This is a genomic window from Ruegeria sp. CDSC025 (genome assembly GCF_059610805.1).
The window spans coordinates 105,544-129,003 of sequence record NZ_JBXWOJ010000008.1 but is presented as its reverse complement, the minus strand read 5'-3'; the positions used below and the strand labels follow the sequence as shown (position 1 = coordinate 129,003).

Here is a 23,460-nt window from a genome sequence, read left to right as displayed (position 1 = left end):
TTTTACATATCTCCTTGTCGGGTTTCGCTGGCGCCCGGTGTTCTGCCCTTTACAATAGAGAGACAGGAGTTGGAAACCAGATGCAGCCCAGACGTTCTTCGACACGTGGCTTTAAACGTACTGCGACATTGCTGAACGGCCAGATTAGGCGCGCCGGGGAAAGCCGGGGATTCGCCGTTTCACGCCTGTTGACCCATTGGGCCGAGATCGTCGGACAGGATGTGGCCTCGATCGCGCGGCCGGTTAACGTAGGCTATGGCAAGGGCGGTATGGGGGCCACGCTGACAGTGCTGACCACCGGCCCGCAGGCGCCGATGCTGGAAATGCAGAAGGAACAGCTGCGCGGTAAGGTGAATGCGGTCTATGGCTATAATGCGATTAGTCGGGTGCGCATCACCCAGACGGCTCCTACAGGATTTGCCGAGGGGCAGGCCAGCTTCGACCACAAGCCGAAACAGGCGAAACCCACAATCGAACCAGAAATTGCAGCCGAGGCAGACCGGGCTGCGCAGGGCGTCCATGATGGCGATCTGCGTACAGCCCTTGAACGTCTGGGCCGTAACGTTTTATCCAAGCAAAAACGCTGAGAAAGGGCTGATTCATGAGCCGTATTGCAACCGGAATCTGCGCCGCCATCGCCATAGCCGCAGGCGGCTATTGGCTGACGCAGTCGAATTCTACTCCGTCCAACCCGCTGGTTGGCAGCGCCGAGGCACAACAGACCGATCTGGATACCTCGACCATCATCGAAATGGTTCAGGGCTCGGCGGATGCGCCGGTCGAGATCGTCGAATATGCGTCCTACACCTGCCCCCATTGCGCGACCTTCCATCAGGGGACGTATAAAGAGCTGAAGAAGAACTATATCGACACCGGCAAGGTCAAATTCACCTACCGTGAGGTGTATTTTGACAAATATGGTCTTTGGGCCTCGATGGTTGCGCGCTGTGGCGGCCCCGAGAAGTTCTTCGGCATCTCCGACTTGATCTACAAGGATCAGGCTGAATGGACCCGTGCCGGTGGACCTGCGGAGATCGTGGATGAACTGCGCAAGATCGGACGTTTAGCTGGGATCACCAATGACCAGCTTGATGCTTGCCTGCAGGACGGAAATCGTGCGCAGACCTTGGTGGCTTGGTATCAGGAGAACGCAGAACGCGACGACATCAGAGCAACCCCATCCTTTATTGTGAACGGTAAGAAGGTCGACAATCAGTCTTATGAAGAATTCAAAAAGCTGATCGACGCCGAACTGGGCAGCTAAATCCAAACACGACCGGCCTGTCAGGGCCGGTCGCCTTCAGGGCGAAGGCGCGACCTGCAGTAGCAACTGTTTGACCCGGCCGCCCTCGTCCATATTCAGCCGGACGGGCAGGGTGATGACCTTGCTGCGAAACGCGGCTGGCAGACGAACCGCATCTTTTTCCGTTGTGACCATCTGAGCGCCCAGCAGGCGCGCTTCGTTTTCCAACCGTATCATCAGGGCCGGTGTCAGGGGCTGGTGATCGTCCAGCGCTTCGGCCCGCAGCAATTTGGCGCCCTGTTGGCGCAATGTGGCAAAGAACTTTTCCGGATGACCAATTCCTGCAAAGGCGAGAACCGGCGTGCCCGTCCAATCCATTCCGGTCTGCAGCGGTTCGACCGCACCGGTCGCATGTGGAACCGTCAGATTCCCCCCCCAGCGGGCGGCGAACTGTGTCTGCGCGTCTGAGCCGCCCAGCGACAACACCAGATCGGCCCGTTGCAATCCGACATCAACAGGCTCGCGTAATGGACCCGCAGGCAGGCACAATCCGTTGCCGAAACCATGTTCGGCATCCACTACGATGACCGAAAAATCTTTGGCAACCGAAGGGTTCTGAAACCCGTCATCCAACAGGATTACCGTTGCCCCGGTCTGGGCAGCGGCTTTTGCGCCCGCGGCGCGGTCCTTGGCCACCCAGACATCCGCAAATGCGGCCAGCAGCAGCGGTTCATCCCCGACTTCTGCCGCCGTATGTTTGCCAGGATCGACGCGCACAGGTCCTGTCAGCGCGCCGCCGTGGCCTCGGGTGACAACATGGGTCTGATGCCACGCGTCCCGCAGCTGTTCGATCATCCAGATCACGGTTGGTGTTTTGCCGGTCCCGCCTGCATTCAGGTTTCCAATGCAGATAACGGGGACGCCTGGGTTGAAACCTGTTTCCGAGGCCAGTCTGCGGGCTGTCGCCGCCGCATAAACCCGTCCCAACGGGGACAGCAGCCGGGCCCTGAGGTCCAACTGATCCGGAGCGGTATTCCAAAAGTCAGGTGCCCGCATCGTCGGTGCTCCGTTCGTCCAGATAGTCCTGTACCAGTTCGATCAGCTGATCTGATTGCGGCGCGCCGTCGGTCACGATCTGCCAGCCTGCTAAAGCCATATCCGCCGCGCGGTCAGGCGCAAGTAATTCTACCACGGCATCCCCAAGTTCGGTTGCGGTTCTGACCGTCAAAGCGGCGCCTGCCTGGTCCAGCTGATCGTAGGCTGTCTGATGCTGGTCAACATGTGGGCCATGTATGACAGCCGATCCCAGGGCGGTCGCACCAAACGGATCCTGTCCCCCGTCGCCCCGTTCGAGCGAGTTGCCGATAAAGGACACTGCCGAAACACGGTACCACAAGCCCAAATCCTCTGGGTCCGAGGACAAGACGATCTGTGTGGTATCTTCAATCATGCCGCCATCGTCCCAGTTGATGCAGCGCAAGTCCATGGCTTCGAGCCGCCTGTGCAGTGGGGCGGCTTCCTGTATGTCGGCGACATGCAGGATTAGGGTCAACCGGGGCAGCATCCGCATGGCCTGACGGTGGGCGCTGAGGACCGAGATGAACTCTTTATCCTTCACCCAGGCCGCAAGCCAGATGGGTCTGCTTGAAAAGGCGTGATTGGTTTCGATCAGTTCGTCTTCGGGCCACGGAGAAGGGTTCGGACTTATCAGCAGAGGAGGCGCCTCGCTGACCTTGGTGAAGGCGATTCCCAGTTTGCGGATCTGCCGGGCCGTTTCGTTGCTGGTAGCCAGAATTCGTTGAAAGCAATCGAGAGTGTACCGGCTGATATCGGGCAGCCACCGGGTCCCACGCGCGGTGTTCAGGTCGATTTCAGCTTCGATCAGGATCAACGGCACTTCGCGCTCGTGGGCACGGGTAATCACATTGGGCATCAGCCCGCCGCCAACCCAAATGCCAATATTCGGGCGCCAATGGTCCAGAAACACCCGCGCGGCGCCGGTTTGTTCCGAAGGAAGGTTCACAAGTATGTATTTCGCGCAGTCCCACTGACTCAGGTCCGCTTCGGGTGGGGCCGACAGGACAACCGACAGGCCCAGGCGCGACTGCAGCAGTCTGTGGCAGAAATCCATCATCGCGTGAAGGCGACCCGGATTGGCAATGTGAATCCAGATCAGATCTCCTGATGGTCGGGGCACATAGGGTTGGTCCCCGTTGCCGGGTACGCCCCACGAAAGCACGCGATAGGCCGCTAGACTAAGGGATCGCGATTTGCTCATGGCGCAATGCCCGCACTGTCTGGGTCAATCTGATCCGCCAGTTGCCGGTGCAATGGCGGGTTTGCCGCGATGACACCATTCAGGCGCGGATGTGGGTTGTTAAGGCGCAGTGGGGCGCCAAGCCGGTCCGTACATATGCCACCTGCCTCTTGGACGATCAAATCCCCTGCCGCGATGTCCCATTCCCAGCTGGGGCGCAGTGTCAACATTCCGTCAAAGCGACCCTGCCCGACCAATGCCAACCGATAGGCAAGCGACGGGCGATAGTTTCGACGGAATTGAGGAACCCGGCCCTGACACCAGTGCCGGCTGTCCAGATTGGGTTTCGCCGCCAGGATCTCGGCCGTCGTGATGTCTTGGGTGTCCGATACGACAATCGGCGCGCCGTTTAGTGTGGCCCCTTGGCCCTTGGCCGCCGCATACAACAGGTCACGCAAGGGCAGGTAAATGACCGCCGCCGTCACCTGACCGTGTTCCGCCACAGCCAGAGAATGCGCCCAGGTCGAGGAACCTTCGGTGAAGCTACGGGTGCCGTCGATCGGGTCAATGATAAAAACCCGGTCCCGGGACAGGCGGTGCTGGGTGTCTTCGGTCTCTTCGCTGAGCCATCCGTAACCCGGTCGGGCAGAGGGCAAACGCTGTTCGAGCATCGCGTTCACGGCCAGATCAGCCTCGGTCACCGGGCCTGCGCCATCGGGCTTGTCCCAGCGTTGTGCTTTTGACCCGGAATACCGGGTTGCGATCTTTCCGGACTCGCGCGCGGCTTCAATCAGCAGGGGCAGGTCAGTTGCCGGCAAGTGTCATTCCCTCGATCAGCAGCGATGGAACCACGCGCGACAAATAGGGGCGGGCGTCATTGGCCGGAATGATCCGCAGCAGCATATCGCGCAGGTTCCCGGCGATGGTGCATTCGTTGACCGGGTGGGTAATCTCGCCATTCTCGATCCAAAACCCCGAGGCACCACGGGAATAATCCCCTGTATTGGGGTTGATGGTCGATCCGATCATTGACGTTACCAACAATCCGGTGCCCATATCGCGCAGCAGCTCTGCGCGGCTGTGCTCGCCCTGTGTCAGGCTCAGGTTCCAGTTGCTGGGCGACGGAGGCCCGGACACGCCACGCGTAGCATTTCCTGTCGAGGCCATCTTGAGCTTGCGTGCGCTGGACAGGTCCAATGTCCAGCCCGTCAATACACCGTTTTCGATGATCGCCCGGCGTTGTGTGGGCAGGCCTTCGGCATCAAAGGGGCGCGACCCTGACATGCGCGGGCGATGTGGGTCTTCGATCAGCGAAAGATGTTCCGGCAGAATCTGTTGTCCAAGACAATCCGACAACCAGGACGAGCCGCGCGCGATGGAGAAACCATTGCTGGCGCCCAGAAGATGCCCGATCAACGAAGATGAAATCCGTTCATCGAACAGAACCGGATAGACGCCTGTTGCAGGCTTGCGCGCGCCAACCTGCGCCACAGCACGTTCGCCTGCGGTCCGACCAATCTGGTCCGGGCTGCGCAAATCGTTTTGGAATGTGCGGCTGTCGCCGTCATAATCGCGCTCCATCCCGGTACCCTGGCCCGAGATCGCTACGCAGGAGGTTGACCGGCTGCTGCGCTCATACCCGCCGGAAAAGCCGTTTGTGGCTGCCAGATGCACCCGATGGGTGCCATAGGCGGCCGCAGCGTCCGAAACCTGTGAGACGCCTTCAACCGCCAGCGCCGCAGATTCCGCCGCCAGCGCATCATTCAGAAGATCTTCAGCTGTGGGCTCCGGCGCGGGATCGCACAGTTCCAATGCCTGAATGTCCCAATCCCGGATCAACTGAGCCTCATTCGCCAGGCCGGTAAACGGGTCTTCGGGGGCTTCGCGGGCCATAGCGACGGCGCGTTCGGCCATGGCTGTCAGAGTTTCGGACCGGCTGTCTGAACTAGAGACGATGGCCTGTCTTTGGCCCAGAAACACCCGCAGCCCCAGATCGGTACCCTCGGACCGTTCGGCGGCCTCAAGCGCACCGGATCGTACCTCGACCGAGACCGAAGACTCCTCCAGCACAATGGCATCCGCGGCCTCGGCCCCGGCCTTACGAGCCGCATCCAGCAGGTGTTGGCTGATCTCTTCGGGTGTGCGCATCATGTGGCCTCCGGTCTTGTTTCTTTGGACCTATCGTCCGCCCGTCCGTCCCGCAAGACCTGCGGTCATTTTCGGGGTTTTGCAGAAAGGCCAGAAAGGCGAATTTCGCATGTGGCTGCAATAATTCCGCTGTTTTGTCCGTAGCCGTAGGTTAGTAGTTGATCCAAGTGGATGAGAATGAGACGACTGGGCAGGAAGAACGGGCAGGCCAGAACATGCAGAACAATCTATCGCTGCGCGGGGTTACGATCCCCGATGATCCGCAGATCATTACGCCTAAGGTCAAGCGTTCAATCCTGGCCGAGCGTTACGAAAAAGACGAAGTGACCGGTCTGCCGAAATTCATCGACGCGAAGGATCGAGTGGTAGAGCTGGGCGCTGGGATCGGCTTCATCTCGTCCTATCTGGTGACACAACTTGGTGTACGCCACGCAAAGTGCATCGAGGCGAACCCGACGCTGTGTGAATTCATCGGCCGTGTCCACAAGGCAAATGACATTGCGAATGTCGAGGTGGTGAACGCGGTTGCTCTCGGCGATACACGGGTTCCCGGAACCGCCCGATTTTACATACGTGAACCGTTCTGGTCCTCATCTCTGGACCCTGATCCGGACTATGTCAGTGAGGTCAGCGTGCCGGAACGTCCTCTGTCAGAAATTCTGCGGGACTTTGAAGCCAACGTGCTGATCGTCGATATCGAAGGGGGCGAGAAGTTTCTGTTCGACGGGGTCGATCTTGTGAATGTCCAGAAAGTCTATCTTGAGGTCCACACCCGTAAGATCGGATTGCATGGGATCAAGGCTTGTTTCGATCATCTTTCGGCACTTGGGTTTGCCTACGATCAACGTGTCAGCAGCGGTGGGTCGGTGCTGTTCCGGCGTGTTCGCCGGCGCTCGTCGTAAAAGGGAAGGCAGCCGGGCCGCCTTCCCTGTTTCTTTTATTTGATGCGCTGTCCATTGGCCAGAATTTGACCATCTTCCTTGAACTCGATTGTCGAATTCAGCGTGTCGGGCTCTTCCCCTGGCACTGCCATGAGACCCATCATCATTCGCGCGCCCATTGCGTCTTGCTCGGCAATCAGACCCATACCGATCAGAGTGTCGATCAGGGCATTCGCTCCAACCAGTTGCAGGTTCGCAACGCCAGCGGGCGTCGGCAGACCGCCCAGTTCCTCAGTGTTGGAATTGTCGAAGGTGAAGTCGCCATCGCCGGACAGTTCCGCACCGACCATAGAGACCAGCAACTCGTTGATTGTCAGAGAGTGCAATTCACCCGGCGCTTCGTCCGCAAACTCAAGCGCCTCTACGGCCTCGGGGTCAAAGAAGTTGGTCAGCACTTTGGCCGTACCGGAAAGGTCCAGCGCAATCGTGGCCGGATCGCGTGGCAGGGCGGCTGCGGGGTCAAAAATGCTCCACAGAACGTCTGACATAGTGAAGTCCGTCAAGTTTATCGCCAGCCCAAAGGGTTGAATCTCTTCGGATTCCTGTACCGGGAATTCGAACTTGAAACCGCCACTTTCCATGGCAATTTCGATTGGAAAGGGCAGTTCCGCAGTGGTTACAGCAATTTTGGCGCTGTTTTGTTCGACGTCATAAGCAATTCGGTTCGCGTCGATGCTGCCGGAAAGCCGTCCGCCTTCGGATTCGCTGGCCATCGAAAAGTCTTCGCCTTCGCTGCTGCCCGCCATCGAAGACTGGCCCGATCCGTAAGTAAAGAGACCCGAGAAGGCAAAACCAGCGTCATAGAATGCCTGCGGGTCAGAGATATCGAAATCCGAAGGGATGATGCTGGTGCCGTCGAAGGCCAGATCGCCAAGCGTGCCGTCGAATTTCCCGGCGTCTTCGCTTTCGGGATCCTGAAATGCCAAGCTGTAGGTCATCTCTGATGCGGTAAAGCTTTGGTCGATATCGCGGTTTTCGCCGATCTTCATTTGCGAGGTGCCGCTCACATCCGCCATTTCAAGGTAGCCACCAACCACATCGGGCGGCAACGTTTCACCGTCGACTTCGATGTTACCCAGTTTGATTCCAAGGCTGTCTGCAGAGTAATCGTAAGTCACATCATCCGGATCGCCAGAGACGGTCATAACAAGCCCGCTGTGGACGTATTCGATATCGACTGAAAATGACTCGTCCTGACCATCGACATTGCCGGTGACGGTCATGGGGAAACTTTCCGGGACACCAATATTGACGCTACCGTCGCCATTGTCGGTGAGGGTCATTTCAGGCATGGCCATGCTGAACGATCCCTCTTCTTCCGGGAGGTCCATCGACATCGTCAGGTTTTCGATGGTGATACCATTGCCGGTATCTGTCTGGTCACCTGAAACAGTATAGCCCATCTGCGCCAGATAGGACTGCCAGTCATCCCAGACTTCCTGTGGGGTAACGTCGGCAAGCGCCCCCTGCGAAATGACAGTGTAGGCCAGAACTGCGCCGCAGGTGCGGCGGAGAAAAACGGACATCATAGAACCCTTCTTGATCAAATTTGCGCGCATGGTGATGCCGGTGGCGGCGGGCGTCAAGGGGGAAGGGCTGGACCCATTCCCCGTTCGCAGGATAGAGGTTCATTAATTCTCAGGACAATGGAGGTACTGGAACCTTATGCAGGGGAAAACCGTACTGATCACTGGGGCCAGTCGCGGCATCGGGGCCGAGGCAGGGCGCGTATTTGCCGCAGCAGGGGCTAATGTCGTGCTAGTGGCGCGTAATCGGGATCAAATTCAGGTACTGGCGTCGTCGCTTGGTGAAAACGCTATTGCACTGGCCTGCGACGTCAGTGACTTCGCCCAGGTCGAGCTGGCCGTGGCAGAGTGCGTAAACAAGTTTGGCGGGCTGGATGTTCTGATAGGCAATGCTGGTGTCATTGACCCGATTTTCCATTTATCCAGCGCCGATGTCGCGTCTTGGGGTAAAGCGATCGACATCAACCTCAAAGGCGTATTTCATGGAATGCGCGCCGCGCTGCCGGTCATGCGTGCCGCGGGCGGCGGCACTGTCCTGACGGTCTCTTCCGGTGCGGCGTCGAACCCAGTCGAGGCCTGGAGCCATTATTGCGCCTCGAAGGCAGGGGCCAAGATGCTGACGGAATGTCTGCATCTTGAGGAATCCTCAAATGGGATCCGCGCCATGGGCCTGTCGCCCGGCACGGTTGCAACCGATATGCAGCGGGTCATCAAGGCCAGCGGGATCAACGCCGTCAGCCAGTTGGATTGGACCGATCATATCCCCGCCGATTGGCCGGCGCGGGCGCTGTTGTGGATGTGTTCGTCAGACGCGGATGAGTTTCTAGGCACCGAAATTTCGCTGCGGCGTGAGGATATTCGGCAAAGGGTTGGATTGACGTGATTGAATTGAACAAAGCAGACGGGCTGTGGACAGTCACGCTCAACAACCCCGACAAGGCAAATGCGCTGACCGGTGCGATGCTGACCGAGCTGTGCGAGATTGCCGAGGCCGCGACCGACGCAAGTGCGCTGATCCTGACCGGGGCTGGCAAAGTGTTCAGCGCCGGCGCCGATCTGGAAGAGGCGCGTGCCGGCCTGGCGACCTCGGATCTGTGGGAGCGGTTGTCGGCTGCTATCGCCGCGTTACCCTGCCTGACGGTTGCCGCACTGAACGGAACGCTGGCTGGTGGAGCCAATGGCATGGTTCTGGCCTGCGATATCCGCATCGCCGTACCGGAAGCCAAGTTCTTTTATCCGGTGATGAAGCTGGGTTTTCTGCCACAACCCTCTGATCCCGCACGCATGGCGGCCCTGATCGGTCCGGCTCGGACAAAGATGATCTTGATGGCCGGGCAAAAGATCACTGCGGATGAGGCTTATGCCTTTGGGCTGGTCGATCGCGTGGTTGCACCTGAAGACCTGATGCAGACCTCCCTTGATCTGGTGGCTGACAGTGTCGCCGCCAATCCTGAAATTGCGACCGGTATTGCGCGGTTATGTTCATGAGGTTGTCTGCCCTGCGTCTGCGCGTGGCTGACACGGATCGTCTTGCCGAGTTTTACGGGGATGCAATGGGTATGACTGCACGCCGGCAGGGCGCAAGCCTGCGATTGGGATATGCCGGGCAGGATGCCGATCTGCTTTTGATGCCGGGCGGCGGCGGGTACACACATGATCGGGGCCAGAGATATTGGAAGATCGGCATCACCCTGCCGGATGTTGATCTGGCTGCCGCTTATTTGCGCGAAAAAGGCATCGAGGTTTCAGAGCCGGACCAGTTTCTGGATATCGGCTATATGTGCCACCTGACTGATCCCGAGGGTTTCGTGATCGAACTGCTGCAACACGATTTCCGTGGCAATCGCCCGGACGGTATCGCCGATCCCAAGGCCCCTTTCGCGGATGCGCGTATTGGACAGATCACCTTGCGCACCGGGAATATCGCGGCCGAGGATGCCTTTTGTCGTGCACAGGGGATGCAGCTGCTATCTGTGCAGGATGTGGCACAATATGGGTTCGATCTGCACTTTTATGCTTTCACCGACGAGGTTCCCCCTAATGCCGACCTGTGGTCTGTTGAGAACCGCGAATGGCTTTGGAAACGCCCCTATACCACGCTCGAGTTTCAGCACAGCGCAGGTGCTACGTTTGCTCGGGCCCCCGATTTTCGGGGGCTTGAGATGCAGGGCCTGGCCCAGCCCGGCCATGATGCATTTGGCGACCCGGTCCTGCCGGGCTGATCACTGGCCACGTCGTTTTCGCGGCACTTTCGATCGAAAATCAGGGGGCCGTTTGCGAATCCAGTTCAGAAATCTTTCTAGGCGAGGGTGGGCGCGCAAAGCATCGATCGTTTTGAAACCCCGTGCCAGCTCCGCTTCGGTCAGGGTGGCGTGGATCTCTTTGTGGCAGATCACATGCAGAAAAACCGTGGGGCCGCCCTTGCCCCCTTTCAGTTTTGGGATCAGATGGTGCAGGCTGCCGTTCCCATCGGGGATCGGCCGGTCGCAGAGGGGGCAGATCGGTTCGCGGTCGGTCATATTAGCGTAACGTCGCGCCGCAGGGCGCGAAAGGCAAGAGGACAGCAATGGCACAAGCCGTCGTGATCGGAGGCGGGCCAGCGGGCCTGATGGCGGCGGGTGAACTTGCCGCCGCAGGTCATGATGTGCTGGTGGCCGAGGCCAAACCCTCGGTTGCCCGAAAACTCTTGATGGCAGGGAAGTCTGGCCTGAACCTAACCAAGAATGAACCGCTCGAAACACTTTTGTTGTCTTATGGACCCGCTGCTGAGTGGCTACGCCCTATGGTGGCGGAATTTGATGCTGCCGCCGTTCAGGACTGGGCGCGTGATCAGGGACAAGAGGTATTTACAGGCTCAACGGGGCGGGTGTTTCCAAAGGCTATGAAGGCCTCACCCCTGTTGCGGGCTTGGCTGGGGCGTCTTGATGCGGCTGGTGTGCAAATCAAAACCCGATGGCGGTGGACCGGATGGAACGGCGATGCTCTGGAATTCGATACTCCGGAAGGTCACCGACAGATTGAGGCTGACACGACGATTCTGGCCATGGGCGGCGCAAGCTGGGCGCGATTGGGATCGGATGGAGCTTGGGCCCCACTGTTGCAAGGGGCGGGTGTCGACCTGTCGCCATTTGCCCCGGCGAACTCGGCCCTGTCGGTGGAGTGGAGCGCACATATGCAGCCGCATTACGGGGCTGCGATCAAATCCGTTGGGTGGACTGCCGGGGGTGTGATCAGTCGCGGCGAGGCGACGATTTCATCCAAAGGCCTTGAAGGCGGAGGGCTCTATTCCCTGACGCCCGCTTTGCGAGAAGGAGCGCCGTTGAGTGTTGATCTGGTTCCCGATCTGGATGTAACTACCTTGCAGCAGAAAATTGCAGCCAAGAAATCCAAGACGACGCAGTCGCAATGGATGAAGAAATCTCTGCATCTGTCTCCGCAAAAGATCGCTCTGTATCACGAGATGAACAGGGGAAGCGGTCTGAGTGTCGAAACGTTGAAATCTCTGCCCCTCAGCCACGCGGGGTTGCGGCCAATGGATGAGGCAATCTCAACCGTCGGAGGTGTTCGGCAAGGCGCTTTGGACGAAGGGTTGATGCTGAAATCCAGGCCCGGAATGTTCTGTGCCGGCGAGATGCTGGATTGGGAAGCTCCGACCGGTGGCTATCTGCTAACTGCCTGTCTGGCGACAGGGCGATGGGCCGGGCGATCAGCTGCAAACTGGCTGGCGCGGACCGCTTAACGCGACTTTGCCAGCATCGCCAGACGGATCATGGCACGTTCGACCAAAGCCATGGCTGGGGCCGTTTGCCCAGCTGACCGCAATGACAGATCCGTATCAGTCAGAACGGTCAAAGCGGTCTGCAGTTTGGGTGCCCCCCATCCCTGTGCTTGTCGCAGAATACGATCACGCCGCTTTCCATAGACGGGTGGGCGCAGCTTGCCGACGCCCTGTGCCGCACCACCGGGATCGGCGGCACAGGCGTAAAGCGTTCGAAAGTGCCGGGTTGCTCCGATACACAGGCTGACCGCATTTGTACCTTGCGATTGCAGCCGTCGTATCAGCGGGCTAATCTCTCCGGCTCTGCCTTCGGCGACCACGTTCAGGACATCGTCCAGAGCGGCCTCGGTCGAGCTGGGTGCACAGGCCTCGATATCTTCGAGAGCCAATTCAGTATCGTCTCCGCGCTTGTAAAGAGACAATTTTTCAATGGTTTGCGTAAAGTCCCCGGGGCTGATGGCCGTGGCAAGTTCGGTGATGGCCGACATTGCATCCGGTGGAATGTTATTGACTCCGGCCTGTGCCAGAACCCGTTCAACCTCGGCCCTAGAGGGCGGATCGTCATAGATCCCAACGGCATAGGCTGCGGGATGCGACTCGAATGCCTTACGGATCTTTGAGCTGGGTTTGAGCTGCCCGGCAGTCACGATGATCTGAGCGTCGCCCGTTGCCCAATCCTCGAATGCGGTAATGATGGCTGGGGCGGCGACATCAGTTGCATCTTCGACGAAAACTGCACGTGGGCCGGGGAAGAACCCGACAGCCTTGACCGCGTCCAGCAACAGTGCCGGTTCCCCGCGCAGATCACCACCTGGCATTCGGGTCAGGCGCATTTCCTCTTCGGCGCCTTCTCCCAGCAGGGCTGACAAGACCTGTTGCCGTTTCAAGGCCACACGCATCGCATCGGATCCGTAAATCAACAACCCTGCCTTGCCCGCGTCCGGTTTGGCGAAATACCCCTCAGCCTCGCGCGGGCTGAGCTTCATTGGGTCAGGCCCGGTGCTGCATAAAGGCGGTTCACGATTTGATCGGACAGGATGATCATCAGCCGCTCGGTCGCGTCACGTTCGTCCGCAAGCGTCGAGACGGTTGAGCCTGCAGCGGAATAGCCCACGAAATCATGGACATTTCCTGATACCAGAATCCGCCCGGTTTCAGCGGACCTGAGGGAAAATTCCGCGCGCCCTTCGATTGTATACCGGTTCGTCTCGTTGGTAGTCGTGATCGCTGCAGATTGCGTGGCCGTAGCAACCTTAACATCCAGATCATACAGCTTTTGTGCGCTCGCATCCCGGCCCAGCCGCTGTTCCAAATTCTGGACAAGCAAATAGCTTTCCACGGAATTTGGCTCAGTTACAGCAACTTTACCATGCAATGCTTCACCTGTTCCGCCCGGCGCGTAAACGGGTTGGAACCCGCATGCGGCCGCCAGCAAGCAAGCAGCCAGCGGCATCAACAAAAGGCTTCTGCGATTAAACAACGACATTCACGATCCGACCTGGAACAACGATCACTTTCTTCGGCGCGGCACCGTCCAGTGCCTTTTGCACAGCTTCGGTGCTGAGCGCGATTTTTTCAACCTCTGCCTTGTCCATATCTTTTGGAACGCTGATTTCCGCGCGGCGTTTGCCGTTGATCTGGATCGGCAGGGTTACAGTGTCATCGACCAGCATAGCTTCGTCCGCGACAGGCCAGGGGGCTGTTGCGATCAAACCTTCGCCGCCCTGATGCGCCCAGATATCTTCGGCCAGATGTGGTGTCATCGGCGACATCAACTGTGCCAGCGTCTTTATCGCCTGCTTTTGGGCCGCTGCACCCGCTTTGGATTTTGCCAACGTATTGGTAAACGCATAGAGCTTTGCAATGGCGGCATTAAAGCCGAAGCTTTCAACACCAAGCGTCACATCATGGATGGCTTTGTGCATCTCGCGCAGCAGGTCTTGATCCCCGTCGCCTTTTGCCTCGGGGTCCATCGCGCCGATCTTGTCGCAGAGGTTCCAGACACGGTTCAGGTGCTTGAATGCAGCCTCTGCGCCTGATGCTGTCCACTCCACATCCCGCTCGGGTGGTGAATCGGATAACACGAACCAGCGCGCGGTATCCGCGCCGAAGGCCGAGATGATGCTGACCGGATCGACCACATTTTTCTTAGATTTTGACATCTTGGCCGAGGGGATGATTTCGACCTCCGTGCCGTCGGCGAGTTTGCCGTCGGTCACATCCTCGGGCAGGTGATAGACCGGACGGCCATTGGCGTCGCGGGTTTGATAAATCTCGTGCGTGACCATGCCTTGGGTGAACAAGGCACCAAAGGGCTCGATGGCCTTTTTCGGCAAATGGCCAGTGATCTGCATCGCCCGTGCAAAGAAGCGGGAATAGAGCAAGTGCAAGATAGCGTGTTCGATGCCGCCGATATATTGATCGACATTCATCCAGTATTCAGCCTCGGCCAGATCGGTCGGCTTTTCCGCGTGCGGAGCCGTAAAGCGGGCGAAATACCACGACGAATCGACGAACGTATCCATCGTGTCGGTTTCTCGCTTGGATGGCGCACCGCAAGACGGGCAGGCGCAGTCGCGCCAGGTCGGGTGGCGGTCCAGAGGATTGCCCGGTTTGTCAAAAGTGACATCGTCGGGCAGGCGGATCGGCAAGTTTTCTTTCTTTTCGGGCACCACGCCGCAGGATTCGCAATGCACCACGGGAATCGGGCACCCCCAATAGCGCTGACGCGACAGACCCCAATCGCGCAGACGGTATTTGGTAACGCCTTCGCCCCAACCCGCTTTTTCGGCGAAATCGACGGTGGTGTTGATTGCGTCATCACCGGTGGCGTCGGTCAGCCCGGCAAAATGGTTTACCCAGCGGACTTTTTCGGTTTTCGGCGGAACGTATGCGGTTTTGTCGACCGGTGTGTCATTATCAAGCGCAAAGAACGTGTCGACGACGGGCAAACCGTACTTACGGCAGAAATCCAGGTCGCGCTGGTCGTGGGCCGGGCAGGCAAAGATGGCACCGGTGCCGTAATCCATCAGGATGAAATTGGCGATCCAGACCGGCAGCTCCCAATTCGGATCCAGCGGGTGTTTGACCTTGATACCAGTGTCATAGCCCAGCTTTTCGGCGGTCTCTATGGCCTCTTCCGTGGTGCCGCCCTTGCGGCATTCGGCAACGAACTCAGCCACTTCGGGGTTTTCGGCTTCAAGTTGCTTGGCAATCGGATGGTCTGGCGAGATGCCGACGAAAGACGCCCCCATCAGCGTATCGGGGCGCGTTGTATAGACGGTGATTGGCTCACCACCATCGACGCGTTCAAAGCCAAACTGCAATCCACGCGACTTGCCGATCCAGTTTTCCTGCATCAGGCGCACTTTTGCCGGCCAGTTCTCCAGCGTGTTCAGCGCATCCAGCAATTCCTCAGAGTAATCGCTGATCTTGAAGAACCATTGCGTCAGCTCGCGCCGTTCAACCAATGCGCCCGAACGCCAGCCGCGCCCGCCTTCGACTTGTTCATTGGCCAGTACGGTCATATCGACCGGGTCCCAGTTCACCACCGCGTTCTTGCGGTAAACCAGACCGGCCTGCAGCATATCCAGAAACAGTGCCTGTTGCTGGCCGTAATATTCTGGGTCACAGGTGGCGAATTCGCGGGACCAGTCGATGGACAGGCCCAGAGGCTTCATCTGGCTGCGCATGTCTGCGATGTTGCCATAGGTCCAGTCTTTCGGGTGACCGCCAATAGCCATCGCAGCGTTTTCTGCAGGCATCCCGAACGCGTCCCATCCCATCGGGTGCAGCACGTTATGGCCGGTCGCAAGCTTGTGGCGCGCGATTACGTCGCCCATCGTATAGTTGCGCACATGTCCCATATGGATGCGGCCAGACGGGTAGGGGAACATTTCAAGCACATAGTATTTCGGCTTGTCCGCCTTGTGGTTGGCGGTGAAGATTCCGGCCTTGTCCCAGGCCTCTTGCCATTTTGCTTCGATTTCGGTGGCCGAATAGCGCGACATCGTGCGGTCCTTCGTAATGAAAACGCCGGGCATGAACCCGGCGTGGTAATATTGTGATTTGAAGCGGGTTGCTAGAGCTTGTTGTCCGCAATGCGCAGCTGACGGGCGCGGGACAGGATTGCATCTTCGATTGCGCGTGTGGTTGCCGCGCTGACCGGGGCACCCCCGCTGGTCTGCAGCGCAACCGACAAGGATCGTGCCGCCAGGGCGGGATCGCTGATGTGAACCGTGGCCCTGTATTGCCGTCCACCACCCGGAGGCGTGCCGTAACCTGTTACGATTACACCGGTAAAGGGATCGACTTCCTGCACAGGCAGAAAGTTAAGGACATCCAGCGAGGCAGCCCACAGATAGCGGTTCACATTGGTAACCTGCTCGGCGTCTGCGGTGTTGAATACATCCCAGATCGTTGAGCGATTCGGATCGTTCAGCTCACGCTCGTCCGAGCGACCGCCATCCACATTGAGTGGCGTTGCACTGGGTTCTGCGTTGCGATTCTGTCCGCAAGCCGACACCGCGGCTGTCACTATGATCAAACCGAAAATTGTCTGCAGGCGCATGTTGGACAGGTTCCGTTTCGTTGGTTTTAGGTTATTCACGTTACTCCTAGACAAGGTCTGGTTCGTCAACAAGCTTAATCTTGTCACATCCAGAGCAGGCTTCGGGGTTGATTCAGTGGGCAAATCAGACTGTGGCATCCTTGCACCAATTCTAGGCCAATGCGCGTCAGTTTTTATGCCAAGCTTGCGTGACAGGGGCAAAAAGGGCGAAACGGTTCCCGTGCTGAGACATGTGCCTAAGCACGTGTCGAGTTAAAAAACTTTTGAAACCGAGGGAAACAAGATGAAAAAAGTTCTCTTCGCATCGACCGCACTGATTGCAACCGCAAGTGTTGCAGCGGCCGAAGTTAAGTTCAGCGGCTACGGCCGTTTTGGTATTGGTTATCAGGAGGACCGCACAGCGGCCACCACTACCACCACTACCACCACCACTACTGCAAGTAGTGCAACTGTTCAGAACGTTAACGTGTTCGCGAACGACACTGACGACACAATCCTGGTCTCGCGCTTCCGCTTGAACATCGACGGCACAGCCGAAACCGATGGCGGCGTTGAGTTCTCGGCTCGTGTACGTCTGCAGGCTGACGAAGACTCGTCCACCGGCGAAGCCAACTCGGCTGGCCTGAACGGCGCGCGCTTCTCGGTCATCTACGGTGGTCTGCGTGTTGACGCCGGCAACGTTGCTGGTGCTTTCGACAACTTGGCAAACTACTACGGTAACGAGCCTGGCCTGGAAAACTTCATCGGTCAGTATTCTGCCGTTGACTATGGCTTCCTGGGTTACTCGTCGACCGGTTCGGGTTCGAACGCTGTGTTCTTCCAGTACGCAGTTGGTGACTTCGCCTTTGGTGCGTCGTACGATCAAGCGACCATCTTCCAGGGCGGTGGCAACACCACGAGCGCTGACCGTTGGGACGTAAGCGCGACTTACACCTTCAACAACATCACTGCAGCGCTGGCCTATGGTCAAACTGACGCGGGCGATGCTGGCGACGACCCAAGCCTGCTGGTCTTCACCCTGGGTGCAGAATTCGGCGACTTCTCGGGTACGCTGTTTGTTGCTGACGATAAAACCGAAAACGACCTGACCGACGGCACTGCTTGGGGTGTATCGGGTGCCTACAATGTTGGCGCCGCGACCACTCTGACCTTCGCCTACGGTGACGGTAACGCTGATGCGGACACGCAGCAGTACGGCATCGGCGCCATCTACGACCTGGGTGGCGGTGTATCGCTGCGCGGTGGTGTAGGTGTCAGCGACTGTGACGTCTGCGACGACTCGACCACACGTGCCGACTTTGGTGCACAGTTCAACTTCTAAGTTGATCTGAGCCGCAAAGTTTAAGGGCAGGTCTTCGGACCTGCCCTTTTCTTTTTGTCCGACATAGTGTTTTTCTTCGCCCATAACTGATCGAGGACCCAAATGTCGCTGCAAGAAATATCTGCCCGGATAACCAAAGCCGAAACTGCCTCGGGGCGGGACGTCGGGGCCGTGAAGCTGATCGCCGTGTCAAAGGTTCAGCCGAATGAGCGTGTAGCGGAAGTGCTTGCTTTAGGGCATCGCTGTTTTGGTGAAAACAGGGTTCAAGAAGCCGTCGGAAAATGGCCGGAATTCAAGCAGCAGTACCCGGATGTCGATTTACATCTGATTGGCCCCCTGCAAACGAACAAAGCCCGTCAGGCGTTGGATCTGTTCAGCACGATCCATTCTGTTGACCGCCCCAAACTGGCCAATACTCTGGCCCGGCTCGCGCAAGAGGTCGGCACTTGTCCGGACCTGTTCATTCAGGTCAATACCGGTGAAGAGGAACAAAAGGCAGGAATCCTACCCGCCGAGGCGGATGCATTTATTGCCGATTGCCGCGGGCTCGACCTTCCGATTCAGGGCCTGATGTGCATTCCGCCTGTCGAGGAAGAGCCATCTCTGCATTTCGCCTTGCTTGCCAAGATAGCTGAACGCAATGGTCTGAAAGGGCTATCCATGGGGATGAGCAGCGATTTCGAGCAGGCCATTGCACTTGGCGCTACCCATGTGCGCGTCGGCTCGGCCATTTTCGGTGAACGAGTTAAGCCTGAGGGATAATCAACCGCGTGCCTGGCTCGATTCGACGTGCGATCCACCGCAGATGGTCGCGCCGAAAGGCAACGCAGCCTTCTGTAGGAAAACCGGGCCGTCGCCATTGATGCAGGAAAATTGCTGAACCGCGCCCGGCCACCGCATTGGGCCAGTTCCAGTCAGTGATCAGAACCAGATCGTAAAGCGGGTCCGCGCGGCGGAGTTTTTCGTGGCTGAAAGGATAGGGTGCGCTGACCATATGATTGTACTGCGTGTCTTCCACATCATCTGACCAGAGGTCCTGAGGACCGATTGGGATGGCCCAAGGCGACGGTCTTGCGAGCCGGTCGGGCCGGTACAGCATACCAACGATGTTGAGGCAGCCGGTCGGCGTGGCGCCGTCCCCCTCACGCTTGCTGTTGCTTAACCCACCTTTCCCGATCGAACAGGGAAAATACCCGCCGCGAAAACGAACGCCGCGGCGGGTTAGAACCAGATCTGCGGGTGTCACAGCAAATGTCCCGACTTGGCTGCTTTGGTGGCCAGATAGTCGCGGTTATGGGCAGTTTCGCCGACTTTCAGCGGGACGCGCTCGGTGACGGCGATGCCGGTCTTCTCCATCATCGCGATCTTGGCGGGGTTGTTGGTCAACAGCCTTACGGAACTGAAGCCGAGCAATTTCAGGATGTCCGAGCCCAGACGGAAATCGCGCTCGTCATCCTCGAACCCGAGACGGTGATTGGCCTCGACTGTATCGAACCCTTGATCCTGCAGGAAATAGGCGCGCATCTTGTTGGCCAAGCCAATCCCGCGGCCTTCCTGATTCAGATACAGAAGTACTCCTGCCCCTTCAGACCCCATCTGGGCCAGGGCCCCACGCAGTTGTGGGCCGCAATCACATTTCAGGCTGCCCATCAGATCACCGGTGAAGCAGGCCGAATGCAGCCGAGCCAATACCGGTTTGCTGCGGTCGGGGCGGCCGATCTCGATTGCGTAATGTTCCTCGCCGCCATCTTCAGGGCGAAAAACGTGCAGGCGCCCGGCTTCGGATACCTCCATCGGCAGTCGGGCGGCGACGACCTCATTCAAAATGCTTCGATCCGACAGATGTGGCGCGGCGCGGGTATGGTCAATACATGTCAGGCCATGTGCAGTAGCGAAGGTTCGGCCGTCGTGGACAGGAACAACGATTGCCGCCGGCAGAAGGTGGGCTGACTTGGTCAAAGCAATGGCAATGCGATGCAGATTGGCGTTGCCCTGACGCTCTGTCATCAGTGGGCCTTTCATAGGCGCGTTCAGATCGTCCGAGGGATCGGCCACCGCCTGTACCCAGGCAACATCGGCATCTGCCGGAACGATCACACGTGCCAGGTCACCGTCATAGGCCCGTGCCTTTAATGTCTCGGCCCGTCGGACAGTCACTGCGACAACAGGATCGCCACCCAGACCTTGCAAGTCGGCAAGCCGCTGTGCGCTCAGCGTTTCCGACGCAATGGCCAGTACGCTAAAGCCGGTGTCATCCGTCAGGGCGACCGGCAAGCCCATGCGCAGGTCAGCCCGTGCCCGAGCAAGCAGTTCCGAGATATCCGGGATAAGACTCATCTGTTGTTACCCTGTAACGATCAGCCCTTCATGTAGCCTGATCAAAAGGAAATGTGAAACAATTCCTCATCCTGAGACACGAGGGCGTGAAACGGTTGCAGCAAACCTTGTTGATTGCATCTTTCGCGCGCAAGTGGTGGAAAAGGGCTTAGGAGGACCGGATATGGCACAGCTAAAGAAAATCCTGCTAGTGGATGATGATGAGGATCTGCGCGAAGCGTTGAGCGAACAGCTCGTGATGACCGAGGATTTTGATGTATTCGAAGCATCGGACGGGGCATCAGCGATGGAGCGGGCTCGCGAGGCGATTTACGATCTGGTCATTCTGGATGTTGGCTTGCCCGACACGGATGGGCGCGAGCTGTGCCGCCTGATGCGCAAGCAAGGTGTGAAAAGCCCGATCCTGATGTTGACCGGTCATGACAGTGACGCGGACACCATCCTGGGTCTGGATGCCGGTGCCAATGACTATGTTCCCAAGCCGTTCAAGTTTCCGGTTCTTCTGGCACGTATCCGTGCACAGCTGCGCCAGCATGAACAATCAGAAGACGCGGTATTTGTGCTCGGGCCTTATACGTTCAAGCCGGCGATGAAGATGCTGATCACCGACGAAGACCGCAAGATTCGACTGACCGAGAAGGAAACCAATATCCTCAAGTTCCTGTACCGGTCCGCCGACGGTGTCGTCGCCCGTGACATTCTGCTGCATGAGGTCTGGGGCTATAATGCCGGTGTCACCACACATACGCTGGAAACTCATATCTATCGCCTGCGTCAGAAGATCGAGCCCGATCCATCCAACGCGCGCCTTTTGGTCACAGAATCGGGTGGATATCGCTTGGTATCGTAACTTGATGTGGATTGACTTGGATCAAAGTGATACCCTGTAGACATCTTTAAGTTACTCCCAACCCGTACATGTCCGGGTAATGACATGTACCTCCCTGTTGGACTGCCGGGCCTGATGGCCCGGCCTTTTTTGTTTGTGCTGCAAAATGTTTTGCGGCTCCTAGCGGATTGCGACAAAGTATATGTTCATGTAATGTTCTATTTCTGGAATGCAAAATTGGAGGCGAAAGTGATTCATGGAAGTTGCCTGTGTGGCGCCGTAAAATTCCAACTGACCCGCGAACCTCCGGTTATGGGAACATGCCATTGTTCGCGTTGTCGGAAGGCAGGTGCAAGCACTGTTGTCTTCGTCAAGAAAGATGATGTTGTTTGGCTGGACGGTAAGGACCGAGTTGTCACTTACCAGCCTGAACCGCCCTATAAATATGGCAGGTGTTTCTGCGATACCTGTGGGACGTCGCTTGGTGAAATTCTGGCTGATGCGGACAGTTTTCCGATTGCGGCTAATGCGCTGGACACTCCGTTTGATCTGAAAGTCCAGTTTCACGAATCCGTATCTGAGAAACCGCATTGGTACGAGATTTGCGATGATGCGCCCCAATCCTCAGGGCATCCGTCCTGATAATTTCTTTTACGATGGTACCTGTGAAAGCACCGCGTTAGGGTGCGCCAACCGCGACAGAGGAATTCCCTATGCCTTTTACTCTTGCCACATGGAACATCAACTCGGTCCGCCTGCGCGAGCCTATCGTGCTGAAATTGTTGCGCGAAGAGGCGCCGGATGTTCTGTGCCTGCAGGAATGCAAGTCTCCGGTGGACAAGATCCCCACCGAAGGGTTTGCCGAACTGGGTTACACTCACATAGTTGCGCGCGGGCAAAAGGGCTACAACGGCGTTGCGATCCTGTCTCGCCTGCCAATGGTCGAGGCGGGCGACAAGGATTTCGCAGATCTCGGTCATGCGCGCCATATCGCAGGGCGGCTGGAAAACGGCGTGACGATTCACAATTTCTATGTCCCTGCGGGCGGTGATGTGCCGGATCGTGAGGTGAATGAGAAATTTGGCCAGAAGCTGGATTACCTGACCGATATGCGTGACTGGTTCCACGCGGAAAAGCCGGAAAAATCCATTCTTGTTGGTGATCTGAATATCGCCCCGCGTGAGGATGATGTCTGGTCGCACAAACAGTTGCTCAAGGTCGTTTCGCATACACCGGTCGAGGTCGAGGCTTTGGCCGAAACGCAGGACGCAGGCGGTTGGGTCGATGTCACCCGGCAGGACATCCCCGAAGGGCAGCTTTATAGCTGGTGGTCCTATCGCGCGCGGGATTGGGACGTGGCCGACAAGGGGCGGCGGCTGGATCACGTCTGGGCGACCCCGGATATCTCGAATGCAGGCCATTCCAGCCGCGTTCTGCGCAACGCGCGCGGATGGGAAAAGCCCAGTGATCACGCCCCGGTCTTTGCGACCTTTGACGTCTGACGTAAAACTCTGCCCTTGGTTTCCGGGTCAAGCGACTGCATATAGAGCGCAAGTTTAATCGAGAGAGTGACAGCCATGGACCTTCTGAACGGCGCAGACACCCCCGCCACCGATCTGATCAAGGACGGGACCGAAGCCACTTTTATGGCGGATGTGGTCGAAGCCTCGCAGGACGTGCCGGTCATCGTTGATTTCTGGGCGCCGTGGTGCGGCCCATGCAAAACGTTGGGCCCGCTGTTGGAAGAGGCTGTGACCGCCGCCAAGGGTGCGGTCAAGATGGTCAAAGTCAATGTGGACGAAGCACAGATGATCGCTTCACAGATGCGCGTTCAGTCTATCCCGACCGTGTATGCCTTTCACAAAGGCCAACCGATCGACGGATTTCAGGGCGCAGTGCCCGGATCCGAGATCAAAGCATTTGTAGATCGCGTGATCGAGGCGACAGGTGGCGAAAGCCCGGGTGGTCAACTGGACGATGCTGTCGAGGCTGCCGAGGAAATGCTGACCGAAGGTGCCGCAGCGGATGCCGCTCAGACCTTTGCTGCCATTTTGGGTGAGGATCCGAACCACGCCACCGCTTATGGTGGGCTGGTACGCGCGCATATCGCCACTGGCGATTTGGAGCAGGCCGAGGCAATTCTGAACGGGGCCCCGGCGGAGATTTCCACATCGCCAGAGCTTGAAGCCGCAAACGCACAATTGGAACTGGCCAAGCAAGCTGCAGATGCCGGCCCGGTGGCCGAATTGACCGCAGCGGTTGAGGCCGATCCTGACAATCATCAGGCACGGTTCGATCTGGCGCAGGCCCTGCATGCCAATGGCGAGGTTGAAGAGGCGGTGGCGCAGCTGCTGGAAATGTTCCGCCGTGACCGTGAATGGAACGAAGGCGCGGCCAAGTCTCAGCTGTTCACGATATTTGATGCGCTCAAACCCAATGATCCGATTGTTCTGAACGGGCGGCGCAAGCTCAGCTCGATGATATTTGCCTAATTCTGGATCAGGGCTACA

The 23,460-nt window shown here is 58.0% G+C and carries 25 protein-coding genes; 13 read left to right on the top strand and 12 right to left on the bottom strand.

Translation table 11 applies throughout. The features are described from left to right. The first annotated feature begins 80 nt into the window (after positions 1-80). Positions 81-587 carry a DUF721 domain-containing protein gene (locus AC2FH8_RS13085; protein WP_496689939.1) on the top strand — a complete coding sequence of 169 codons (507 nt, stop codon included), beginning with the start codon at positions 81-83 and terminating at the stop codon, positions 585-587. A gap of 14 nt (positions 588-601) precedes the next feature. Continuing rightward, positions 602-1,264, top strand: coding sequence for a DsbA family protein (locus AC2FH8_RS13080; RefSeq protein ID WP_496689938.1), 663 nt, complete (start codon positions 602-604; stop codon positions 1,262-1,264). Positions 1,265-1,300: 36 nt separating this feature from the next. Here AC2FH8_RS13080 and lpxK read toward each other — a convergent pair whose 3' ends face one another. From lpxK to AC2FH8_RS13060, 4 genes are read right to left on the bottom strand one after another with little or no spacing between them, the layout of a single operon-like run. Beyond that, positions 1,301-2,299: a tetraacyldisaccharide 4'-kinase gene (lpxK, locus tag AC2FH8_RS13075; RefSeq protein ID WP_496689937.1), complete on the bottom strand. Its 999-nt coding sequence runs from the start codon at positions 2,297-2,299 to the stop codon at positions 1,301-1,303. Then, entirely contained in the window at positions 2,286-3,521 is a 1,236-nt protein-coding gene (locus tag AC2FH8_RS13070; RefSeq protein ID WP_496689936.1) for a 3-deoxy-D-manno-octulosonic acid transferase, read from the bottom strand. Before AC2FH8_RS13070 ends, lpxK begins: the two co-directional genes overlap by 14 nt. Continuing rightward, a complete protein-coding gene (locus AC2FH8_RS13065) occupies positions 3,518-4,318 on the bottom strand; it encodes an inositol monophosphatase family protein (RefSeq protein ID WP_142637123.1) in 801 nt (266 codons plus the stop codon). The genes AC2FH8_RS13070 and AC2FH8_RS13065 overlap by 4 nt, the downstream gene beginning before the upstream one ends. Beyond that, positions 4,305-5,651 carry a TldD/PmbA family protein gene (locus tag AC2FH8_RS13060; RefSeq protein WP_496689935.1) on the bottom strand — a complete coding sequence of 449 codons (1,347 nt, stop codon included), beginning with the start codon at positions 5,649-5,651 and terminating at the stop codon, positions 4,305-4,307. The genes AC2FH8_RS13065 and AC2FH8_RS13060 overlap by 14 nt, the downstream gene beginning before the upstream one ends. A gap of 164 nt (positions 5,652-5,815) precedes the next feature. Here AC2FH8_RS13060 and AC2FH8_RS13055 point away from each other — a divergent pair, with 164 nt between their 5' ends. Next, positions 5,816-6,550, top strand: a complete 735-nt coding sequence (locus tag AC2FH8_RS13055; RefSeq protein WP_496689934.1) for an FkbM family methyltransferase — start codon at positions 5,816-5,818, stop codon at positions 6,548-6,550. A gap of 35 nt (positions 6,551-6,585) precedes the next feature. Here AC2FH8_RS13055 and AC2FH8_RS13050 read toward each other — a convergent pair whose 3' ends face one another. Next, on the bottom strand, positions 6,586-8,115 hold the full coding sequence (locus AC2FH8_RS13050) for a DUF2125 domain-containing protein (protein ID WP_496689933.1): 1,530 nt from the start codon (positions 8,113-8,115) through the stop codon (positions 6,586-6,588). A gap of 139 nt (positions 8,116-8,254) precedes the next feature. Between AC2FH8_RS13050 and AC2FH8_RS13045 the strand changes: the two genes are divergently transcribed. From AC2FH8_RS13045 to AC2FH8_RS13035, 3 genes are read left to right on the top strand one after another with little or no spacing between them, the layout of a single operon-like run. Continuing rightward, positions 8,255-8,998, top strand: a complete 744-nt coding sequence (locus tag AC2FH8_RS13045) for an SDR family oxidoreductase (protein ID WP_142637115.1) — start codon at positions 8,255-8,257, stop codon at positions 8,996-8,998. Next, the gene (locus AC2FH8_RS13040) at positions 8,995-9,603 is read left to right on the top strand and encodes an enoyl-CoA hydratase/isomerase family protein (RefSeq protein WP_142637113.1); all 609 of its coding nucleotides are present in this window, start codon (positions 8,995-8,997) and stop codon (positions 9,601-9,603) included. Before AC2FH8_RS13045 ends, AC2FH8_RS13040 begins: the two co-directional genes overlap by 4 nt. Then, positions 9,600-10,337 carry a VOC family protein gene (locus AC2FH8_RS13035; RefSeq protein WP_496689932.1) on the top strand — a complete coding sequence of 246 codons (738 nt, stop codon included), beginning with the start codon at positions 9,600-9,602 and terminating at the stop codon, positions 10,335-10,337. The genes AC2FH8_RS13040 and AC2FH8_RS13035 overlap by 4 nt, the downstream gene beginning before the upstream one ends. Here AC2FH8_RS13035 and AC2FH8_RS13030 read toward each other — a convergent pair whose 3' ends face one another. After that, positions 10,338-10,634: an HNH endonuclease gene (locus AC2FH8_RS13030; RefSeq protein WP_496689931.1), complete on the bottom strand. Its 297-nt coding sequence runs from the start codon at positions 10,632-10,634 to the stop codon at positions 10,338-10,340. It abuts the gene before it with no gap. Positions 10,635-10,681: 47 nt separating this feature from the next. On the opposite strand from AC2FH8_RS13030, the gene AC2FH8_RS13025 reads away from it, so the two are divergent. After that, positions 10,682-11,854: a TIGR03862 family flavoprotein gene (locus tag AC2FH8_RS13025; protein WP_496689930.1), complete on the top strand. Its 1,173-nt coding sequence runs from the start codon at positions 10,682-10,684 to the stop codon at positions 11,852-11,854. Here AC2FH8_RS13025 and holA read toward each other — a convergent pair. The 4 genes from holA to AC2FH8_RS13005 form a co-directional block, all read right to left on the bottom strand. Continuing rightward, positions 11,851-12,879, bottom strand: a complete 1,029-nt coding sequence (holA, locus tag AC2FH8_RS13020) for a DNA polymerase III subunit delta (RefSeq protein WP_271949662.1) — start codon at positions 12,877-12,879, stop codon at positions 11,851-11,853. The two genes, AC2FH8_RS13025 and holA, sit on opposite strands and share 4 nt — an antisense overlap. Then, complete coding sequence (gene lptE, locus AC2FH8_RS13015) at positions 12,876-13,379, bottom strand: LPS assembly lipoprotein LptE (RefSeq protein ID WP_142637105.1); 504 nt, start codon at positions 13,377-13,379, stop codon at positions 12,876-12,878. Before lptE ends, holA begins: the two co-directional genes overlap by 4 nt. Beyond that, positions 13,366-15,903 carry a leucine--tRNA ligase gene (gene leuS, locus AC2FH8_RS13010; RefSeq protein WP_496689929.1) on the bottom strand — a complete coding sequence of 846 codons (2,538 nt, stop codon included), beginning with the start codon at positions 15,901-15,903 and terminating at the stop codon, positions 13,366-13,368. The genes lptE and leuS overlap by 14 nt, the downstream gene beginning before the upstream one ends. Before the next feature lie 71 nt (positions 15,904-15,974). After that, positions 15,975-16,463 carry a DUF3576 domain-containing protein gene (locus AC2FH8_RS13005; RefSeq protein ID WP_142637277.1) on the bottom strand — a complete coding sequence of 163 codons (489 nt, stop codon included), beginning with the start codon at positions 16,461-16,463 and terminating at the stop codon, positions 15,975-15,977. Between the two features lie 283 nt (positions 16,464-16,746). On the opposite strand from AC2FH8_RS13005, the gene AC2FH8_RS13000 reads away from it, so the two are divergent. Further along, positions 16,747-17,784 (top strand): porin, encoded by a 1,038-nt coding sequence (locus tag AC2FH8_RS13000; RefSeq protein ID WP_281973064.1) that lies wholly within the window; start codon positions 16,747-16,749, stop codon positions 17,782-17,784. A 102-nt stretch (positions 17,785-17,886) separates the two neighbouring features. Continuing rightward, positions 17,887-18,546 (top strand): YggS family pyridoxal phosphate-dependent enzyme, encoded by a 660-nt coding sequence (locus AC2FH8_RS12995; protein WP_282021969.1) that lies wholly within the window; start codon positions 17,887-17,889, stop codon positions 18,544-18,546. On the opposite strand, the gene AC2FH8_RS12990 is transcribed toward AC2FH8_RS12995, so the two are convergent. Together AC2FH8_RS12990 and ribA are read right to left on the bottom strand one after the other, a co-directional pair. Then, positions 18,530-19,030, bottom strand: a complete 501-nt coding sequence (locus AC2FH8_RS12990; RefSeq protein WP_496677835.1) for a L,D-transpeptidase family protein — start codon at positions 19,028-19,030, stop codon at positions 18,530-18,532. The genes AC2FH8_RS12995 and AC2FH8_RS12990 overlap by 17 nt on opposite strands. After that, positions 19,027-20,121, bottom strand: coding sequence for a GTP cyclohydrolase II (gene ribA / locus AC2FH8_RS12985; protein WP_496689928.1), 1,095 nt, complete (start codon positions 20,119-20,121; stop codon positions 19,027-19,029). The genes AC2FH8_RS12990 and ribA overlap by 4 nt, the downstream gene beginning before the upstream one ends. A gap of 163 nt (positions 20,122-20,284) precedes the next feature. On the opposite strand from ribA, the gene AC2FH8_RS12980 reads away from it, so the two are divergent. The 4 genes from AC2FH8_RS12980 (at position 20,285) to trxA (ending at position 23,442) form a co-directional block, all read left to right on the top strand. Further along, a complete protein-coding gene (locus AC2FH8_RS12980; RefSeq protein WP_142637092.1) occupies positions 20,285-20,971 on the top strand; it encodes a response regulator transcription factor in 687 nt (228 codons plus the stop codon). Positions 20,972-21,199: 228 nt separating this feature from the next. Then, entirely contained in the window at positions 21,200-21,592 is a 393-nt protein-coding gene (locus AC2FH8_RS12975; RefSeq protein WP_496689927.1) for a GFA family protein, read from the top strand. A gap of 71 nt (positions 21,593-21,663) precedes the next feature. Continuing rightward, the gene (locus AC2FH8_RS12970; protein ID WP_496689926.1) at positions 21,664-22,452 is read left to right on the top strand and encodes an exodeoxyribonuclease III; all 789 of its coding nucleotides are present in this window, start codon (positions 21,664-21,666) and stop codon (positions 22,450-22,452) included. Positions 22,453-22,527: 75 nt separating this feature from the next. Further along, complete coding sequence (trxA, locus tag AC2FH8_RS12965; RefSeq protein ID WP_281995418.1) at positions 22,528-23,442, top strand: thioredoxin; 915 nt, start codon at positions 22,528-22,530, stop codon at positions 23,440-23,442. The last annotated feature ends 18 nt before the right edge of the window (positions 23,443-23,460 follow it).

Bases quoted from the DNA above. Each gene is read 5' to 3' on its own strand.
- AC2FH8_RS13085 (WP_496689939.1), top strand. From the start codon at position 81: ATGCAGCCCAGACGTTCTTCGACACGTGGCTTTAAACGTACTGCGACA.
- AC2FH8_RS13080 (WP_496689938.1), top strand. From the start codon at position 602: ATGAGCCGTATTGCAACCGGAATCTGCGCCGCCATCGCCATAGCCGCA.
- lpxK (WP_496689937.1), bottom strand. From the start codon at position 2,299: ATGCGGGCACCTGACTTTTGGAATACCGCTCCGGATCAGTTGGACCTC.
- AC2FH8_RS13070 (WP_496689936.1), bottom strand. From the start codon at position 3,521: ATGAGCAAATCGCGATCCCTTAGTCTAGCGGCCTATCGCGTGCTTTCG.
- AC2FH8_RS13060 (WP_496689935.1), bottom strand. From the start codon at position 5,651: ATGATGCGCACACCCGAAGAGATCAGCCAACACCTGCTGGATGCGGCT.
- AC2FH8_RS13050 (WP_496689933.1), bottom strand. From the start codon at position 8,115: ATGTCCGTTTTTCTCCGCCGCACCTGCGGCGCAGTTCTGGCCTACACT.
- AC2FH8_RS13045 (WP_142637115.1), top strand. From the start codon at position 8,255: ATGCAGGGGAAAACCGTACTGATCACTGGGGCCAGTCGCGGCATCGGG.
- AC2FH8_RS13035 (WP_496689932.1), top strand. From the start codon at position 9,600: ATGAGGTTGTCTGCCCTGCGTCTGCGCGTGGCTGACACGGATCGTCTT.
- AC2FH8_RS13030 (WP_496689931.1), bottom strand. From the start codon at position 10,634: ATGACCGACCGCGAACCGATCTGCCCCCTCTGCGACCGGCCGATCCCC.
- AC2FH8_RS13025 (WP_496689930.1), top strand. From the start codon at position 10,682: ATGGCACAAGCCGTCGTGATCGGAGGCGGGCCAGCGGGCCTGATGGCG.
- holA (WP_271949662.1), bottom strand. From the start codon at position 12,879: ATGAAGCTCAGCCCGCGCGAGGCTGAGGGGTATTTCGCCAAACCGGAC.
- lptE (WP_142637105.1), bottom strand. From the start codon at position 13,379: ATGTCGTTGTTTAATCGCAGAAGCCTTTTGTTGATGCCGCTGGCTGCT.
- leuS (WP_496689929.1), bottom strand. From the start codon at position 15,903: ATGTCGCGCTATTCGGCCACCGAAATCGAAGCAAAATGGCAAGAGGCC.
- AC2FH8_RS13005 (WP_142637277.1), bottom strand. From the start codon at position 16,463: ATGCGCCTGCAGACAATTTTCGGTTTGATCATAGTGACAGCCGCGGTG.
- AC2FH8_RS13000 (WP_281973064.1), top strand. From the start codon at position 16,747: ATGAAAAAAGTTCTCTTCGCATCGACCGCACTGATTGCAACCGCAAGT.
- AC2FH8_RS12995 (WP_282021969.1), top strand. From the start codon at position 17,887: ATGTCGCTGCAAGAAATATCTGCCCGGATAACCAAAGCCGAAACTGCC.
- ribA (WP_496689928.1), bottom strand. From the start codon at position 20,121: ATGAGTCTTATCCCGGATATCTCGGAACTGCTTGCTCGGGCACGGGCT.
- AC2FH8_RS12980 (WP_142637092.1), top strand. From the start codon at position 20,285: ATGGCACAGCTAAAGAAAATCCTGCTAGTGGATGATGATGAGGATCTG.
- AC2FH8_RS12970 (WP_496689926.1), top strand. From the start codon at position 21,664: ATGCCTTTTACTCTTGCCACATGGAACATCAACTCGGTCCGCCTGCGC.
- trxA (WP_281995418.1), top strand. From the start codon at position 22,528: ATGGACCTTCTGAACGGCGCAGACACCCCCGCCACCGATCTGATCAAG.